The sequence below is a fragment of the Thalassotalea sp. HSM 43 genome, from assembly GCF_004752005.1.
GTDB lineage: Bacteria > Pseudomonadota > Gammaproteobacteria > Enterobacterales > Alteromonadaceae > Thalassotalea_A.
In genome coordinates this window covers 764,444-782,096 of record NZ_CP038493.1, presented here as the reverse complement: position 1 = coordinate 782,096, position 17,653 = coordinate 764,444, and the positions used below count along the sequence as shown (strand labels likewise).

Sequence of the window (17,653 nt, the reverse complement as noted above, 5' to 3'; positions counted from 1 at the left end):
TGGCACTCATTGTTATAGTTCTGCGGTTAAACCACGGGATAAAATAAACACTGTTAATTTATACAGTAAAATTAACAGTGTTTATCAATGAATGCAAGTTTGAATTTTCGACAATCGAAAGGGGTGTTTAATAGACCTTATTGCCCCAACCAAGTTTGGTACGCAAAACGCTGAAGTAATCATGATCTAATGGGTGCACAAGACGTAATGTGTATTTGCTTTTTTTAATACGAATTTCATCGCCAGGCATTACCGCAAGAATCACATGGCCATCACAACTTACTTGCAATTCTTCGTGATTGTTTTCGGCAACGACAATTCTAATTTCACTGTCGCCATCGACAACGATAGGTCTTGATGACAAGGTATGCGGAAACATTGGCACCAAACTAAGGGCGTTTAATGTCGGGGTCATAATTGGGCCGCCGGCAGACATAGAATATGCGGTTGAGCCAGTTGGTGTTGAAATGATGATGCCGTCACTGCGCTGGGAGAACATAAAGGTATCACCTAAATAAACCGCAAACTCCATCATGCTCGCGACTTTACCCGGATGCAGAACCGCTTCATTCATGGCAGCGTTAGAGCTCTTTAATTGCCCATGACGGTATACTTCTGCGTACAGTAAGCATCGATGCTCGGTGTTAGATTGACCTTCTAAAATCGCTTCTAATGGCTCAATCAGGTTATCTGGCGAGAGATCGGTAAGAAACCCTAAATTGCCACGGTTAACCCCTAACACGGCAACATTATGACTGGCTAACACGCGTGCAGCGCCAAGCATGTAGCCATCACCACCAACTACAATAGCCAAATCAGCTTGTTCACCAATTTCAACGATATCAAAGGTGATATCTGCGTGTTTATTGAGTTTTTCACTGACCTTACTTTCAATCATTACTTGGTAACCATTGTTTTCCAAATAATGATGTAAAGCCGCAATGGTAGCCAAAGCGCCATCGTGATCGGGTTTTCCTATTAATCCTATGGTGTTATATAACTTGCTCATCTAGAGGTGTTGCAGTTTTTTCCTATATAAAGGCAGTTTTACTAAGAAATTAGCTAAAGTAAAGCTGAGAGCGGAATTTTAGTTAAAATTAATGCTTGAAAGCGTATATAATGCCCCCATAAATGTTTTAGTGAAAATCAGTACCCCTGAGTCAGTCGCAGTCTTGCGTCTAGCGGAACTTGGGAAAAGATATTGTGGAGTTATCGATGACGAACGAGTCAAATAAAACAGAACAGCAACCAGATACCGTAGAACAAGAAACGGTTGAGAATACAGAAGAGGTTGTTGTTGAAGAGCAACAAGCAGAGCAAGAAGTCGAAGTATTGTCTGCAGAGCAAGAAAAAATTGCTGAACTAGAGCAAAAGCTTGCTGCCGCATTAGCAAAAGTTGATGAGCAAAAAGATTCCGTTATTCGCGCCAAAGCCGAAGTTGACAATATTCGTCGTCGCAGTGCGCAGGAAGTTGAAAAAGCGAAAAAGTTTGCGCTTGAGAAATTTGCTGGTGAAATGCTAACGGTTGTTGATAATTTAGAACGTGGTCTAGCCACCATTAACGCTGAAGATGAACAGCAAAAGACCACCTATGATGGTGTTAACTTGACGCTGCAAGGTTTGATTTCTGGTTTGGATAAGTTCGGTGTTAAAGCCGTTGACCCACAAGACCAGCCATTTAATCCAGAATTGCATCAAGCGATGTCTATGCAACCGGTAGAAGGTGTTGAAGCAAACACCGTTATTGCGGTAATGCAAAAAGGTTACGAGCTTAACGGCCGCCTGATTCGTCCAGCTATGGTTATGGTTTCTAAATAACCGCTACAAGAATCTGTATAAGAAAAAGGCTCACTATTGTTCAGTGAGCCTTTTTTGTTTCAAATAAGTAATGATAATACTCTTTAGTACATATTGTATATTGACCTAATATCAAAGCTATTGAGAGTAATATAAAATAACTAAATAGCTCCCCTAAATTACAAAATAAACTAAAAATCAAAAGCTTAGTTCTATAAGTAAATAGTTTACTTAATTGGAAAAATAAAATTCTCTGCTATGCTCATAATAATAGATTGGAAAAACCCTGTTAGTTTAGGGTGATAATTATAATAACCATTAGCGGAAGATGAAAAGAGCAGTTATAGCGCTTAATAATTACATAACTTTAATTAAAACTCCCTTTGATCAAAAAATGGCTCTTTCACAGTCAATTTGGAGTGGTGTTTTAGTTTTACTGTTATTGTTACTTTTATTCTCCAAGATTCATATCGCGTTTAACTATGAAATTAATTGGGATGAATTTTATTATTTGTCTTTTATTTTTAAACATTTAAGAGGGGAGTTATCTTCTTCTCTCCAAACATTCCATGTACATCTTTTTTCATGGATGAGTCTTTTGACCTTCAATGAAGTTAATTTAGTTGTTGTTGGCCGTATTGTAATGGTTTTATTACAAGTGCTGACAGGAGCTTTTCTTTATTCTATATGTCGTAACTTTTTAACTGTAACAGCTTCCTTATTTGCAATATTTTCTTACTTTTCTTTTTCTTATATCCTTTTAATGGGAGCAAGTTTTAGAACCGATCCAATAGCAACATTTTGTGTAACCGCAATCGTTTCTATTTTGTTAAATTTCCAAAAAAAGAATTATTTGATTTTGACGAGTGCTTTATTAGGATCAATCTCTCTTCTTGTAACGATAAAGTCAGTTTTGTATTTACCAACTTTTATTTTGCTTGGTCTAAGGCGAATACTGTTATCCAATGAAAGAAAAGAAGATTTAATGTATGTAGCCAAAATCCTTATTAGCACCCTAGTTTTCTTTCTTATTGGGCTATTTTTTCATAAACAAGGGGTTGAATCGCCAATTAAACAAGCTGAAGTATCTTTATTAACTCACAGCTTTTCTAAAACTATTGAGCAAGCCGAATTTTTTCCAGGAAAAGCATATTTTTTGAATACTCTGGTTTTTGATGTTGTATTTTGGGGAACATTGTGTTCAGGTTGTGTGTTGTTTTGGACTATTGATAAACAAAAATTTATTTCAGAGCCTGCCCTCCTAAATTTTAAATTCATAAGCTGGGTTATGTTGTACGTAGCTTTCTTACTCCCTTTGTTTTCAATCTTATTTTACAGAAACGCCTTCCCATATTTTTATACGTTCGCCTTACCATTGGCATCTTTTTTTTGTGGCTTAGTTTGGTTTTGTTTATTTGATAAGTTTGAATCAAAAGCAAAGCATTTCATCGCGGGCACATTTATTGTTCTATTGGTTTTGAATACGGTCAAAATGGCTGTTGAACGACCACAAACCCGCTCAAATAATTCACAAAAACTTTTAGTAAATGAAATTCATAAAATTTTCCCTAAACCTGTAAGTTACTTTGATAGGTGCTCGATGGTATCAACTTTTCGGCAGGTAGGTTTCTTTATGAGTTCTTGGGGAATGGAAAATTACAAAGCCAATTTAACGCCAACTTTTGAGCAAATTATCATTAAAAGTCAGCCAGTATTTTATATTGCAAATATTGGATACCTAGAAGAAAAAACATTGAAAGTGGAGTTGGACAATTCAATAGACCTATCAGAGACAGATAAAAATGTCATAGGCAGAAACTATATACATCACTGGAATAAAATTTACGTTGCTGGTAAACAGTTTAACTTTGGGCACTCTAGTAGTGAACTTAACTTCCACATTCAAATTTCAGGCGTTTATACCTTAGAAGCGGGATCGAAAGTTAATATAAACAAAACTCCAATCTATCCAGGGGAAACTTTGTTTTTGTCTGAAGGACGCCATCAAATCTCTGCTAAAGATGGGAGCGGAATAGTTAAGTTACGGTGGGGGGATAACCTATACGTCCCGAGTAATGAAGTACAAATCGAAAATGTTTTCTCTGGATTTTAGCTAAAAAGGAAGTTGCAATGAAACTTATAATTCAAATACCTTGCTTTAATGAAGCTGATACTTTGCCTCAGGTTATTAAAGATTTGCCCAAAAATATTATTGGTGTCGATACTATAGAGTTGTTAGTTGTAGATGATGGCTCTACAGATGATACAGTGAAAATTGCAGAAGAGTTGGGCGTTGATCATATTATAATTAATACTTCAAACCAAGGTCTTGCTAGAACTTTTCATACAGGTATCGAAGAATGTTTACGTCTAAATGCTGATATTATTGTTAATACAGATGGCGATAATCAATATCAAGGTCATGACATTCCCAAATTGGTTGCTCCAATCCTAGCCGGAAAGGCCGATATCGTAATCGGCGATAGAGGTGGAATTGAAAACCCTCATTTTTCTCTTTTTAAAAGGTGCTTACAGGTTTTCGGTAGCTTTGTGATTAGAAAGGTAACTGGGCTAGAGATTACCGATGCTGTCAGCGGCTTTAGAGCAATGTCGAAAAAATCTGTTCAAAAGATCAATATAATTTCCGACTTTAGTTACACGATAGAAATGTTGCTTCTAGCTAGTGCTAATAAAATGTGCGTTAAATCAGTCAAAATTGGAACAAATCCCAATACTAGAAAGTCCAGATTGTTTACATCAGTGCCTCAATTTTTAAATAAGTCAGTTACCACGTTGTTTAGAGTTTATACAATGTACCAACCGTTTAGAGTTTTTTTAGGGACTGGGGTTATTATATTATTTATCGGTATTGTTCCGATATTACGGTTTCTTTATTTTTATTCTACCGGCGATGGAAGTGGGCATATTCAGTCGCTAATTTTAGGTACTACTTTAGTCATTATGGGCGTAATTATATTAGTGCTTGGTATCATTGCTGACTTAATAAGTATAAATAGAAAGTTAATAGAAAAAACAATCCATAAAGTTGAAAAGTTAGAAGACCGCTTTAGAGGTAACCCAAGTCCAAGCTCGAAAGATAATGTATTGGAGTACAATAAGGTTATGAAGAAAGGAACTAATAATGATGTCTAAGCTGCCTGAAAATAACAATCTGGTTAGTTTTGATAAAGATTACGGTCTTTATTTCAATGATTTAAGTTGGGTACCCGCTCCTAGGTATGTTTTAAGACGATTTAGAGTTTGTAAAATATTGAGGGGAATTAGTACAGCGCGTATCCTAGAAGTAGGGTGTGGTGCAGGAGCTCTTAGTTATGATTGTTGGCAAAAAGGTTATGAAGTAGAGGTGTTAGAGAGATCCGCTGAGGCACGTTTGGTTGCTTCACAGACATTATTAAATACTGCAGTTGCAAAGTCTATTCATGCTGAGAGTTTAGATTGGAATCAACAGTTTGATGTAATTATGTCTTTCGAGGTTTTAGAGCATATTGAGAATGATAAGGCGGCTCTTATTGAGTGGTTGAAATGGTTGAAGCCGGGAGGGATGTGTTTACTATCTGTACCTGCACTAATGTCGAAATGGGGGCCTAAAGATGTTTGGGCTGGCCATTTTAGACGCTATGAAAAACAAGAGTTTTTAAAATTAATGAATGATTGTGGCTTGGAATGTATTCATTTTGAGACTTACGGCTACCCCTTAACCTACCTGACTAATATCCTTCGAGATAGGATACATAATGCGGATTCTAAAAAACGGCCTGTGGGTGACTTAGAGGGAACAGAACGAAGCGGAATTGAACGAAAAAGTGAGGCTAAACTGTTTTCGTTTCAACAAAGTTATATAGGAAGAATGCTGATGCGATTATGTTGCCATGCGCAGAGTGCTTTTGCAAAATTCGGCCTTGGTGATGGGTATATAGTACTCGCTAAGAAAAAAAATTGAGCGTTTGGACAAAATAGTTAAAATGACTAAGAAAGCTGCCCACCTATTAGGTAATATCTTGGTAGTTATTATCCTAGCCTATTTTGCGTTAACAGCATTACCTAAGCTGGAGCAGTTTCAATGGAGGGCTACGTTTTTACTGCCCGTTACAATAACTGTAATGATTTTTATTTTCACAAACTTCTTAGGAGCTATTATATGGTTCATTTTATTAATAGGTAGAAATGACAAAATAGATATAAAGCAAACAATTCAAATATTTTTTATATCACAATTGGGTAAGTATGTGCCCGGAAATATAGCGCATTTATTTGGTCGAGTGTGGTTTTCGAGAGCTATAAGAATCGACACTGTCAATGTAGTTAATACTCTGGTTTTAGAGGTTGTTTTACTTACCTTAGCAGTAATGACTCTTTCATTGTTTACTTTATATCAAGTAGGTTTGCAGGAAACCATAGAAAAACATCTAATCCAATTAGATGTTTTGATTTATAGTTCAATTTTTATATCAGTTATCAGTTTGATTGTTTTGCGTCAAATTCCAAGCCTATTTGGAGTTGATAGTAAGCTTAAATTCCTACGTAATTTACATTTTCCTAAAGTAAAATACCTATTGATATGCCTAATTCTTTATTGGTTTACTTTTTTAACTGTTGGTTTTTCATTAGAGTATTTGGCCGACAGTATCTTTGATTATCAGTTTGAAAATATTATCCTTGTCGCCGGAATTTTTTCAATCGCTTTCATAACTGGGTATCTAACGCCCGGTGCTCCGGGGGGGTTGGTGTAAGAGAATTTGTATTGATTTTATTGTTAACACCTTTTTGCGGCGAGCTTTGTGCAATTATTATTACTGCTCTTAATAGGGTGGCTCAGGTAATAGCTGATTTTATTACTTTTTTTATCGGTAAGGCTATTAAAAGTACGAATGATTTGCCGTCAAAAATAGAGCAGGAATGACCGTTGAAAAATAAGAAAAATAAATTAAACATTCTAGTTTGGGGGACATTTGATAAAACCAAGCCTCGAAATCGTATTCTTCAAAATGGCCTGAGCCAAGTAGGTTGTATTCTACAATACTGCCATGCAAACATTTGGATGGGCGAAAATGATAAAAGTCAGCTAAAAAAAGTATCTCAATGGGGAAACATTCTCTTCAGTTATATGAAGGAATACCCAAAGCTCATAGCAAAATTTTGCAAAATTGACAAAACTGACTTTATTTTGGTTGGTTATTTAGGTCATATAGATGTTTTGATTCTTTGGCCATTTGCAAAGATAAAAGGAGTTCCAATTGTTTGGGATGCTTTCATTTCTCTTTATAATACCGTTGTTGAAGACCGTAAACTTGTTAGTAAATATAACCCTTTGAGTTGGCTCTTATATATATTTGAGTGGACAGCGTGTCGAGCAGCAGATGTGGTAGTGTTAGATACGCGTGCTCATGCTAATTACTTTCGTAGTCGGTATAAGCTAGATCAAAACAAAGTAGCTCATACTTATGTTGGTGCAGAAGAATTGTTTTTTGACCAACAAATAATACGTAAAAGAAAATTGAAACAGCAACATAAGCAATTTAATGTATTGTTTTATGGAACCTTTATACCCCTTCATGGAATAACTACCATATTATCTGCAGCAAAGCTCATCGATAATAAATTAGTGAATTGGACTTTAATTGGCACAGGGCAAGAGGCTGAAAAGTATAAACTTGAAATAGAACAATGCTCTAATGTTAGTTGGAATAAGTGGGTTGAATATGAATCATTAATTGAGAAGATTAATGAAGCTGATGTATGTTTAGGGATTTTTGGTAGCACAATAAAGAGTGATATGGTCATACCTAATAAAGTATTTCAAATTTTAGCTGCTAATAAACCCCTAATAACAAGAAGTTCACCGGCAATAAAAGAGCTCCTATCGGGTGAGGAACCTGGTGTATGGTTAATTCCTCCTAATAATGCAGATGAATTGATTCGAGCAGTAATCACTGCAATGAATGAAAGAGAAAAACTAAGCTCTTTAAATCTACATCATGAAGTGAATGAGCAGTTTACACACAAGGCAATAGGAGAAAAACTAATTTCATCGCTAAAAAAGGCAAAAATTTGTGACATTGAAATGCAATAATGGCAGCATATTACTAGCGATAAAATGCTATTGTTTATAAAAATTTATCGTTCAATCTCAATACGCTGCCAATCATCATCTTCCGATACGCGAACAGAGCGCACTTTATTGCCATTTGTCGGCTGGTCACTGTATTCAACGTTGATCTGATTAATTTGACCTGGCCACTCGTCCTGCAATGCTCGCATTTTAATGTATATCGCTGACAAGTTGTCAGGTTGGGCAATTTCTTGGTATACCCAAAAGTACTTACCTTCCACTTCAAAGCCAACACTGCCTAAGGCTAATGTTTTTTTGCTTTGATCCAATAAACGAAACTGTTTTTGAATATAGGTAGCAAAATTTTGCTGGCTGGTTGGATCCGATAGTAAGTCTGAGTTGCTACCCAAAATATCAGCAATCGCATGCTCAGCATCATGCAGATAAAAACGATGCGATACTTCTATATTGTTGGTGCGCTCATTAAATAAAATACTGCTGTATGCTTCTTTTTGTTGATGAGCACTAACGACAGTGCTCATCATCATTACAAACATAGTCAGTATCGGCATCAGCTTTTGTGTGATAAACGATAATTTCATGTCAGTTTACTTTTTATAAACCTTGGTTTTAGGTTCTTTAAGTTCTGCTTTACTGTCGTGCATGATATCGCGATATTCCATTTTCTTCGACTTTTCTTGCTTGAACGCTTCAATACGCGACTCAATAATGCGTCTTGGAAAGTGGTTGTTTTCGACATTTACATCGGCCGTTTCCCAGTGTGGGTCAACCGCAACAGAAACCAGAACCTTGTCTTTTTCGGTGACAATAAGCTTGCTTACCGACTTTGGCGAACGGCGCCAAATCTCAGCTGGGATATGCATTGCTTGAGTTGAACCGTCGGCGTAGGTTAGCTCTAGTAAAATAGGCATAACCAAACCACCTTTGTTTGAGAAGTTAATAACGTAGTAGTTTTTATCTTCTTTTACGGCACGTTCAAATGCTTGACGTTCCCAAGGCTCAAGTTTGTTAAGCATTTTCTTGTATTCATTGCGATCTTTGTTGGTAACTGTCCAACGATCGTTTTCGTCGTGGAAGTCACGAATGTCGGAGTTTAACTCTAACCAGGTTTTAACACCGGCTTCGTTGTTACGATCAACATGCAATGAGGTTGGCTTGTCTAATTCTTCTTGACGACGACGGTCAAGGTCGATGTCAGGGTTTTTAGTATCAAGACGTAGCTTATATACGTCATCAACTGCAATGTCTACGTGATCTGTGGTGTAAAACCAACCATACCAGAACCAGTCTAGGTCAACACCAGATGCTTCTTCCATCGTGCGGAAGAAATCGGATGGTGTAGGGCGCTTATTCTTCCAACGCACTGAGTATTCTTTAAAGGCAAAATCAAATAATTCACGGCCAAGAATAACTTCACGCAAAATGTTCAAGGCAACCGCTGGCTTGGTATACGCATTAGGACCAAGTTTCAGAACACTATCCGACTGGGTCATCACAGGTACTTGCACATCCGATTTCATGTAAGACACGATATCACGCGGTTCAACGCCCCATGGAATTGTAGGATCCCACTCACGACCTGCGACACCGTCAAGGAAGCTGTTTAAACCTTCATCCATCCAGGTCCACTGACGTTCATCTGAGTTGACGATCATTGGGAAGTAGTTGTGGCCGATTTCGTGGATAACAACACCAATCAAAAAGCGTTTTTCGGCAAGAGTATAGGTACGGCTGCCATCTTCATGCCATTTTGTGCGAGGGCCATTGAAGGTGATCATTGGGTATTCCATGCCACCAACTGGACCATTGACACTGATTGCCGTTGGGTAAGGGTAATCAAAGGTGTAGCGTGAGTATACGTCCATGGTGTGGATGACGGATTCAGTCGAATACTTTTTCCATAAATCGCCACCTTCTTTTGGAAAGTACGACATCGCCATAACCAATTCTTGATCGTCACCACCTTGATGATAACCTTTGGCATCCCACATAAACTTACGTGATGATGCCCAAGCAAAATCACGGACGTTTTCGGCACTAAAATGCCACGTCTTAGTTTTATCTGTGCCAGCTTTTTCGTTTTTCAGTGCTTCTTCAGCGGTAACGACAAATACTGGACGCTTAGCATTTTCAGCTTGCTTTAAACGCTTTTGTTGTTGCTTAGTAAGCACGCTTGAGGCGTTTTCAAGTTCACCGGTAGAGGCAACAATGTGATCCGCAGGTACGGTCATTTTTACATCGTAGTCACCAAATTCTAGGGTGAACTCACCACGACCTAAGAATTCTTTATTATGCCACGCTTCGTAATCTGAAAACGCAGCAACACGAGGGAACCATTGTGCAAGAAGGAATATATCATTGCCGCCCTTGTTGGCATCATCTGGAAAATGCTCGTAACCAGCACGTGCTGATACCGCATTTTCTTCGAGAATGTTAAACGCAAATTCAATGTTGAAACTGACGTCATCACCAGCGTTTAATGCTTTTGGTAGGTCAATACGTGCTTGTGCGCCAACAATAGTCACTTTTAATGGCTTACCGCGGCTATCAGTGACCTTAAACGTATCAAAACCATAGGTGTTGTCTGAATAGGCATGTTGTTTACGTAGCTCAGCAAAGCTGATCTTCCCTGGTTTGTCATGGCTAGGCTTTTCGGTTGCTGGACCACGACGACCTAAACCGCCAAAATCAGCACTTAGCTCAGAGATAGAATCACGTTTAAAACGGTTTTGCTCTAACTGTATCCAAATATATTTTAAGCGATATGGCGAGTTATTGTGATAGGTGACCGTTTGTGTCGCACTTAGGCGACGAGACTTTTCATCTAGAGTGACGTTGATATCGTAATCAACTTTTTGTTGCCAGTATTCTTTACCTGGCTCACCTGCGGCATTTCGGTAATCATTTGGCGTTGGTAAGATTTCTTCCATCTGCCTAAATTTATCTTCGAAATCACCTTTGGTTTGCTTTACGGCCATGCTTGATGCATGACTTGCAAATACTGCACATACAGAAATGGCAGCGAGGATATGTTTGAACTTCATTAGAGCCCCTGAAATGTAGTTATTTTATTAGCGCTAGGCGCGATATCATATCCATACTATTTTCAAGGGCAAGTACTATTCGACAAAATGCAACATTTTGCGATGAATTGTAACTCAGAAATGTTTAACTAATCGTTTGAATGCCTACTGTTCTCGTAAACCTTCAAACTTTTTCAGGCCGTGATTGATCAACACAAAAACGATTGCTGCCACAACGACCAGGTTTATAGCCAAAGCGGCAAATAAATCAGGGGCTTTCATAGCTGTACTCATCAAAGACTCTTGATAATAAAAAAACCATTGATGTTCATCTGGGAATACCACCGTGTGCAGATAGTAAAAAATGTCTCGAAAGCCGATAATCGCAAACAATAAAACGATGCCAAGAACAAAACTGCTACTGGTGATTAAGCGTATCTTAGCGCTCGGTGTTTTGTAGGGTTTGGCGATACAAAGGTATTGCAACAACACGAAAAACAATAAAACGACAATGCACATAAGGGTTAATTTATCGACAAGATTACTGACATCTTGTAAATGCACAACTTCACTGTTGGTATACAGCGCTTTGTTTTGTCCATTCACTTGATACTGTATGGCATCAAGTCCTTCGCCGCTATTATTTATCGACTCAACCACTCTGGCAAAAAGCTCTACATGTTGCGCTTTTTCGGTGTTAGCAAAGTCTTGTTTACCAAATTTGTTCTGTGGCGCGTACGTTGCGATATGTTGGTCGATATCAAGCAGCTCGTACCATACAGAGTAGGTAAAGTTCAGGTTGCTATTAATTATCCAGCTAAATCCAAGGCAGACAATGATTAAGCTAATGCTTTTAAATAACCAAAGCGCTGAATAGTATGGTGATTTTTTTGAATGTTTAGTCATTGTTGTTGTTTTGTGTAAATAACCGCGTGTATATAGCTAGATTAACAAACAATGACCAATGATTTCACTTTAAATGACAACAAAAGTTACATATTTATTTTATTAAAGTGTCAGGAAATTTGACAAATTTAATAAGCAGTTCTAGCTTTCTTAATAGGGCACGGAGTTGGTGACGTCCGGGAATGTTACCGGTGCAGGGATGAAAAGGGACTAAAAAAGTGAATAATGATAATGCAAGCGGACTGTTGCTGGTTGGGTTTGATCTGGTTTTAACATCGGAGTGTAGCCAAGTCCTGTCACAAATATGTGACATAAATGTTGTGAGTTCTATGGAACGATTAGAAGCTTTAGCAAACGAGCTGGAGCCGCAGGCTATTGTGTATGTGATGGACTACACAACTACAATTCACCTGCACAATATACAGTTTCTTAAAACCAATTTTCCTCAGTCCCTACTTTATATTGCGACCACTTCGGTATCCATACCATTATTACATCAGGCCATTAATATTGGTGTTGCAAATGTCTATATGTTTCCGTTTTCACCCAATGATGAACTAGATTTTACCGACAATTTAAGTTCTAAAACGTCAATTCAATGTCGTACGCAAAGCAAAAAAGAAGATATCAGTAGTATTCGCTTTAATCGAGACGACCCTGTGTCTTCATTGTTAGATATTGTCGAAAGAGATTTTGTTAAAGGTCCATCGCTACAAGATTTATCCGATGATATCCATTTGAGTCCAAGTCGTTTGTGCCACATGTTTAAAGATTACTGCGGGTTAACTTATAGTCATTATTTATTGTGCAGACGCCTTGAAGAAGGAGAGCGATTGCTGAACGACAATAAACAGTCGATAACAACGATTGCCTACAGTTTAGGCTTTGCTAACCCTTCGCATTTTAGCCGTAATTTTAAAGAACATTTTAATCTGACACCAAATGCCTTCGCCCAGGGAGACAGATCGGTAACGTTGAGCAATACTTATATAAGATATCAGCGCCTTCGCGCAGAATTATTGCCAGCGGACAGTTATGCCATACCAGAGAGAAAGCCAGTTAAGAAGCATGCCTCATTTTAAAAATATCAGACGTATTAGTCTTGGCGCACTGTTGTTTTTGTGCGCCATTTTTACGTCAAACGCACAATCCATTGATATAATCATTTCAAACAGCGGTGCCGCATACAATCGTTCTAGCGATGTTAATTGGCTGCCGGAAATTCAGCACCAACAATTTTTAAATACCTTACAGCATGATTACGCTTGGTTTAAAGATGGGCAGGCAACGTTAACTGGCATTGAGTTGCAAAAATTGTTGCTAGATTTAGGTTGGCTGAATACGAGCGTTACCACTGATGTTGCGTCTAAAAACATCTTGAATGCCGATGCGAATTTAACCTTGGGGATGTTGAAGCTAATCGATTTATCGGCGCATTTGTATGGTACAGAAGTAGATTCTGAGGATCTCTTATTGCAAGCGCTGCAACAAAAGCGTGAAGGTGAGCTACTTTGGTCGATGATCCCTAATTACGATCAAGTGAGCTTACTACGAAAGTACATTAGCAAATTTAGACATTTACAACGAAAAAAATGGCCCGCCGTTGATGTAAGCTTTTACCCAAAATTGGGGCAAAGCCACCCTAAAGTGAAAGCAATACGACAGGCTTTAGTTTATTTAGGCGATTTGCCTAAAAAGGCACAAACCAGACAGCGCCAAGATGTGTTTGATTCGGTCGTTATTGCTGCGCTAAAACGATTCCAACAACGCCATTCATTAGTGGCTGATGGTCGGTTAGGCCCGAAGACATTTGAACAGTTATCTATTACCCCAGAGCAACGCGTTAAACAGTTACAAATGAATTTATGGCGCTGGTTCGCATACCCTAAATCAGAGCCGAATCGCTATATATTAGTCAACATTCCCGGCTATAAATTGTTTATGAAGGACTCTGGCTCTAATGCTTTTGAAATGAAGGTGGTCGTAGGCAAAAGTGATAATCAAACCCCAACAATGGTTACTGAAATCAATCGTTTAACGGTTAATCCAACATGGACACCAACTTGGAATATCATCCGCAACGACTTACTGCCTGAATATAAGAAAGATTATTTGTCTTTGAAACGACAGAACTTTCAATTATTAAAAGGAACAGGGAGTTCACCTCAAGCAAAACAAATTGATAAACCCAATATCGATATTCCTTCTATGCTAAAGGAATATCGCTTGGTTCAATCACCAGGTGACAACAATGCGCTAGGGTATTATCGATTTAATATTCCTAATGACCACTCGGTTTATTTGCATGATACACCGGCAAAATCGGCGTTTAATTTAAAGCACAGAGCATTAAGTCATGGTTGCATACGCTTAGAAGATGCGGCATTTTTAGCGAACACGTTAAGCGAGTATGATGAAAATATATCATCAACACGAACGCAATCAGCGTTACATTCTGGCAAAACAGCACACTTTAGACTTGAACAGCCCATTCCGGTACTTATTACCTATCAAACGGCATGGATTAATGAGCAAGGTGAGCTGCAGTTATTGCCAGATATCTACAATAAAGATGAGCATCATGTGATCAATATTCCAAGGCTAGTGTTTGCTAATGATAGCGTACCTTCGCTACTGAAAAGCCGATTGAATAGCCCAGAAGGTTCTTAACACCAATACGAAGCTACTTTGGCTCTCACAGCTTAGAATGGGCACAGCATAGAATAGGGTATAGCTTAGAATAGGGTACAGCTTAGAATAGGGTACAGCTTAGAATAGGGCTTTGGATAACAGTCTATTATGCAAAGATTGAGCGCGCTGTTTTAAGCTAGGTTCTAAGTCAGAGTCTAGCACTTGATGTTGTGAAGGTTTAAAAAACAATCGTTGCCATTGCTCTACAGTAGCAGGTTGATGTGCAATCTCACATATTCCCATGATGATCCATTTCATAACTAATATCAAAAATAGAGCTAGCTTAAGACGCCGCTAATATTAAATAAATACAAAATATTGACTAAAAAATATCGTCACTCATTCAAGTCCCCTTGAGCTACGTCATTTATTTCCGTTACTAGGCACAAATTAGGTAAACTAACCTCAATATCCTTTGCATAGTGCTTGCAAAATTTATCTTTCATACTAAGGATGACATCATTATCCTCATGCTCCTTAATTGAGGACACATGCTTTTTCTCTAAATCAACAACGACAAACTCATCAAACTCTGGTAAGTGCGCCAATTGCCATTTCTGATGATAAATGGAACGGTGAATTTTGGTTAGAAAGTCTGTATATGACTCACTTTTAAGCACTAGGTTACCGTCATCGTTTACAGTGTAATGATCAACAGATTCACTGATCACACTTTTAGCGTCAATTTCACTGGTATTAAGGTTTTTCATGGGCAGTGATGACTCGACAAAGACAAAATTACTATCATGTGGAGATGGGGTGCTCGAAGGCAGGACAACACCTTGTGTGCCTTCAATCTGTATATCGAGTTGTGAGCCAATGGTCGGCACTATGTCGAGATTAGAAAATAATCCTTTATACACTTCTGGTTTTGTGACGTTTCGACCATTTTTATACTCCGCATAGGCGAGAAGTATTTCCGATTGAGTCTGATCGAGTACATTGGTGCCGTGACCATATGATGTCGGACGTACGTGCTCTAACGCCGTTGTCATTCGGTCTTCTTTTAAATTGAAGCTATCACCATGATCTGACATCACATACAAAATGGCATTATCCAAATAGCCTTTCTGCTTTAACTTTTGTAATAAATCTGAAAATTGCGCGTCCACTTGCGGAAGTAATGATTTATACATGAAATGGGCATGGTTGCCATCCCATAACTCTTCCTTGACATTAATGAAGTTTTTCGAGGTATATGGCCAATGCAGCATACAAAAATGGATAGCAAGAAAGTTTGATTGAGTTGGTGATAACTGCTCTAGCGCAGCATCGTTAAACGATTCTGGTGAAAATGTTCTGCCTACCGCTCTGTTCATGTTTATATAAGGTAAAAAATAGTAGCCAAATCTGGTGTTAATAAGGACGTTAATAAGAGGTAAATCAGAGGCGGTATTTATTAAAGTGTCGGCAATACCCATTTTAGGGCCAACAACATTATCAAAACCATAACTCTCATCTATTATATTAAATCGTCTCTCATCGAGCGCCCAAATTGTGTTGTAGTCTTCATCTTTCAAGGTATCAAGAAATGGTATGTCTTTACTAACTAATGGGTCAGGTGTCAGGTTAAATCGACCACCATGAGATATCGGATATTGACTCTTTAATAGGCTCAACCAAGAAACATAGGTTCGCGGGAAGACCGTATAGGTTTTATCGTAAATGACTGAGTTATCGAGAAAGTTGTTAAGATTGGGCATCAAGTCATGTTTAAAGTTTCTGTAGGTCAAATGGTCGGGTCGCAAGCCGTCGACACCAATGATAATGACATTCGGTTTTTGTTCAGCGATATGTTGATTTTCATTAGTAATAAATAGAGGCGGAGAACAGGCTAAAACAACGGCTGTAGTCCATATTAAAACAGATTTTTTAGAGTGATATTTATATAGATTATAGAGAAATAAAGCGCTAACAGTAGAGATCAAAAAGACATTAAATGCGATAGAGGATAACCAGGACGTTCTTAGAATTCCCAATAGTGACGTAGGGCTAACGTATGAATTAAATGCAATAACACAAAGGAAGTGAAGCGAACATATATTTAACCACGCTAGTGTTTTATACGAATCATTTTCGATGCGTTTAAAAAACACCTTACAAGAAACGGTAATGATATAAGCCCAGACGAAATGCACCACAAGTAACACTAATGTGAAAATACCGACTTCTTGAATTAAGGCCGGATTCAATAGTTTTCTTACTTTTTCATTGGAAAGTAAGGTGAGAATAGAAAATTCAGAAATTGGCTGCAGTGTACTCCTAAAGGCCAAGCAAAAAACCGTAAATAGCAATATAAGGGCTAATGTTCTGAAGTAAGTTCTTTTAATCGTAATCATTTTTTATTCTTTTATTTTATTTTCCTGTTCAGGCTCTTTACTCGAATCCGCTTTTTGAATATTGAATTTTTCGAAATCGGAAATGAGTTTGCTTTCTTTGCGCGCAGAAGGCCATTGTCCTGAATTGATATATTTTTGAGCTGCGACGTTAAGGTCCTTGTCTTCTGCAAAAATTATCTCTTTAAAAGAATAATTTTGATGGCCAAAATAGACGATAGGTCCCCAGAGCATAGCCAATGAGGATGTCAATAGTATCCCTGACCATATGTTTTTTTGTCTCACTAGTTATCTCCTCTTCTTACATCCATACCACGTTTAGAGTTCGGCATTTCTCAAAATGCATTGAGAAAATTCGACGTGAGCTATTAGTCATTTAGATTAGTAATCAGGATAAGTTTTTGGCAACGAAGGTAGGTGGATTTGTGCTAACTTCGCAATTTGATGTCAAACAATGCAATCCTGTGTTAAGCGAAACCTAAAATTGCCTCTAGTCTTAGTCATTGTCACTGTGCATAAAACAGTTACATATAAACCGCAAGGATTGAGAGGTTGACGTCCTTGCTGAATTAATTTCAGGAGATGAAAAGATGATTAAGTTTAAAGAGTTAATGAAAAACTTCATAGAGGACGAAAGTGGTTTAACAACTGTTGAGTACGCAATTGCAGGTGCACTTGTAGCTGGCTCACTAGTCGTAGCGTTTTCACAACTAGGTACCGCAGTAAGTGGCACGATTGACTGTCTAACCAGTGCGGTTGGCGGTGCGTCAGGCGACTGTACTCAGTAAAACCTTAATATCAAGGTCTAC

15 protein-coding genes are annotated in these 17,653 nt (G+C 38.1%); 9 read left to right on the top strand and 6 right to left on the bottom strand.

All coding sequences use genetic code 11. From position 1 onward, the window contains the following. Nucleotides 1–127: 127 nt before the first annotated feature. Nucleotides 128–1,009 (bottom strand): NAD(+) kinase, encoded by an 882-nt coding sequence (nadK, locus tag E2K93_RS03290; RefSeq protein WP_135437721.1) that lies wholly within the window; start codon nt 1,007–1,009, stop codon nt 128–130. A 206-nt stretch (nt 1,010–1,215) separates the two neighbouring features. Here nadK and grpE point away from each other — a divergent pair, with 206 nt between their 5' ends. The 6 genes from grpE (at nt 1,216) to E2K93_RS03260 (ending at nt 7,888) form a co-directional block, all read left to right on the top strand. After that, nucleotides 1,216–1,818, top strand: a complete 603-nt coding sequence (gene grpE, locus E2K93_RS03285) for a nucleotide exchange factor GrpE (protein ID WP_135437720.1) — start codon at nt 1,216–1,218, stop codon at nt 1,816–1,818. Nucleotides 1,819–2,125: 307 nt separating this feature from the next. Next, a complete protein-coding gene (locus tag E2K93_RS03280) occupies nt 2,126–3,910 on the top strand; it encodes a hypothetical protein (RefSeq protein ID WP_135437719.1) in 1,785 nt (594 codons plus the stop codon). Between the two features lie 17 nt (nt 3,911–3,927). After that, nucleotides 3,928–4,950: a glycosyltransferase family 2 protein gene (locus tag E2K93_RS03275; protein ID WP_135437718.1), complete on the top strand. Its 1,023-nt coding sequence runs from the start codon at nt 3,928–3,930 to the stop codon at nt 4,948–4,950. After that, nucleotides 4,940–5,758 (top strand): class I SAM-dependent methyltransferase, encoded by an 819-nt coding sequence (locus E2K93_RS03270; protein WP_135437717.1) that lies wholly within the window; start codon nt 4,940–4,942, stop codon nt 5,756–5,758. The genes E2K93_RS03275 and E2K93_RS03270 overlap by 11 nt, the downstream gene beginning before the upstream one ends. A 22-nt stretch (nt 5,759–5,780) precedes the next feature. Continuing rightward, nucleotides 5,781–6,548 carry a hypothetical protein gene (locus E2K93_RS03265; RefSeq protein WP_135437716.1) on the top strand — a complete coding sequence of 256 codons (768 nt, stop codon included), beginning with the start codon at nt 5,781–5,783 and terminating at the stop codon, nt 6,546–6,548. Between the two features lie 173 nt (nt 6,549–6,721). After that, complete coding sequence (locus E2K93_RS03260; RefSeq protein ID WP_135437715.1) at nt 6,722–7,888, top strand: glycosyltransferase; 1,167 nt, start codon at nt 6,722–6,724, stop codon at nt 7,886–7,888. Between the two features lie 44 nt (nt 7,889–7,932). Here E2K93_RS03260 and E2K93_RS03255 read toward each other — a convergent pair whose 3' ends face one another. The 3 genes from E2K93_RS03255 to E2K93_RS03245 all read right to left on the bottom strand — a co-directional run bounded on the left by E2K93_RS03255 (nt 7,933) and on the right by E2K93_RS03245 (nt 11,817). Beyond that, nucleotides 7,933–8,469, bottom strand: a complete 537-nt coding sequence (locus tag E2K93_RS03255) for a DUF6702 family protein (RefSeq protein WP_135437714.1) — start codon at nt 8,467–8,469, stop codon at nt 7,933–7,935. Between the two features lie 6 nt (nt 8,470–8,475). Then, nucleotides 8,476–10,932, bottom strand: coding sequence for a M1 family metallopeptidase (locus E2K93_RS03250; protein WP_135437713.1), 2,457 nt, complete (start codon nt 10,930–10,932; stop codon nt 8,476–8,478). 144 nt (nt 10,933–11,076) lie between these two features. Next, a complete protein-coding gene (locus tag E2K93_RS03245; protein WP_135437712.1) occupies nt 11,077–11,817 on the bottom strand; it encodes a DUF1461 domain-containing protein in 741 nt (246 codons plus the stop codon). A gap of 218 nt (nt 11,818–12,035) precedes the next feature. Between E2K93_RS03245 and E2K93_RS03240 the strand changes: the two genes are divergently transcribed. After that, a complete protein-coding gene (locus tag E2K93_RS03240; RefSeq protein WP_135437711.1) occupies nt 12,036–12,899 on the top strand; it encodes a helix-turn-helix domain-containing protein in 864 nt (287 codons plus the stop codon). Next, on the top strand, nt 12,886–14,487 hold the full coding sequence (locus E2K93_RS03235) for a L,D-transpeptidase family protein (RefSeq protein WP_189637842.1): 1,602 nt from the start codon (nt 12,886–12,888) through the stop codon (nt 14,485–14,487). Before E2K93_RS03240 ends, E2K93_RS03235 begins: the two co-directional genes overlap by 14 nt. Before the next feature lie 356 nt (nt 14,488–14,843). Here the strand turns inward: E2K93_RS03235 and E2K93_RS03230 are convergent, their stop codons facing one another. Next, nucleotides 14,844–16,847, bottom strand: coding sequence for a sulfatase-like hydrolase/transferase (locus tag E2K93_RS03230; protein WP_135437709.1), 2,004 nt, complete (start codon nt 16,845–16,847; stop codon nt 14,844–14,846). Nucleotides 16,848–16,850: 3 nt separating this feature from the next. After that, nucleotides 16,851–17,129, bottom strand: a complete 279-nt coding sequence (locus E2K93_RS03225) for a hypothetical protein (RefSeq protein ID WP_135437708.1) — start codon at nt 17,127–17,129, stop codon at nt 16,851–16,853. A gap of 305 nt (nt 17,130–17,434) precedes the next feature. On the opposite strand from E2K93_RS03225, the gene E2K93_RS03220 reads away from it, so the two are divergent. Continuing rightward, a complete protein-coding gene (locus tag E2K93_RS03220) occupies nt 17,435–17,632 on the top strand; it encodes a Flp family type IVb pilin (RefSeq protein ID WP_135437707.1) in 198 nt (65 codons plus the stop codon). Nucleotides 17,633–17,653 lie beyond the last annotated feature (21 nt).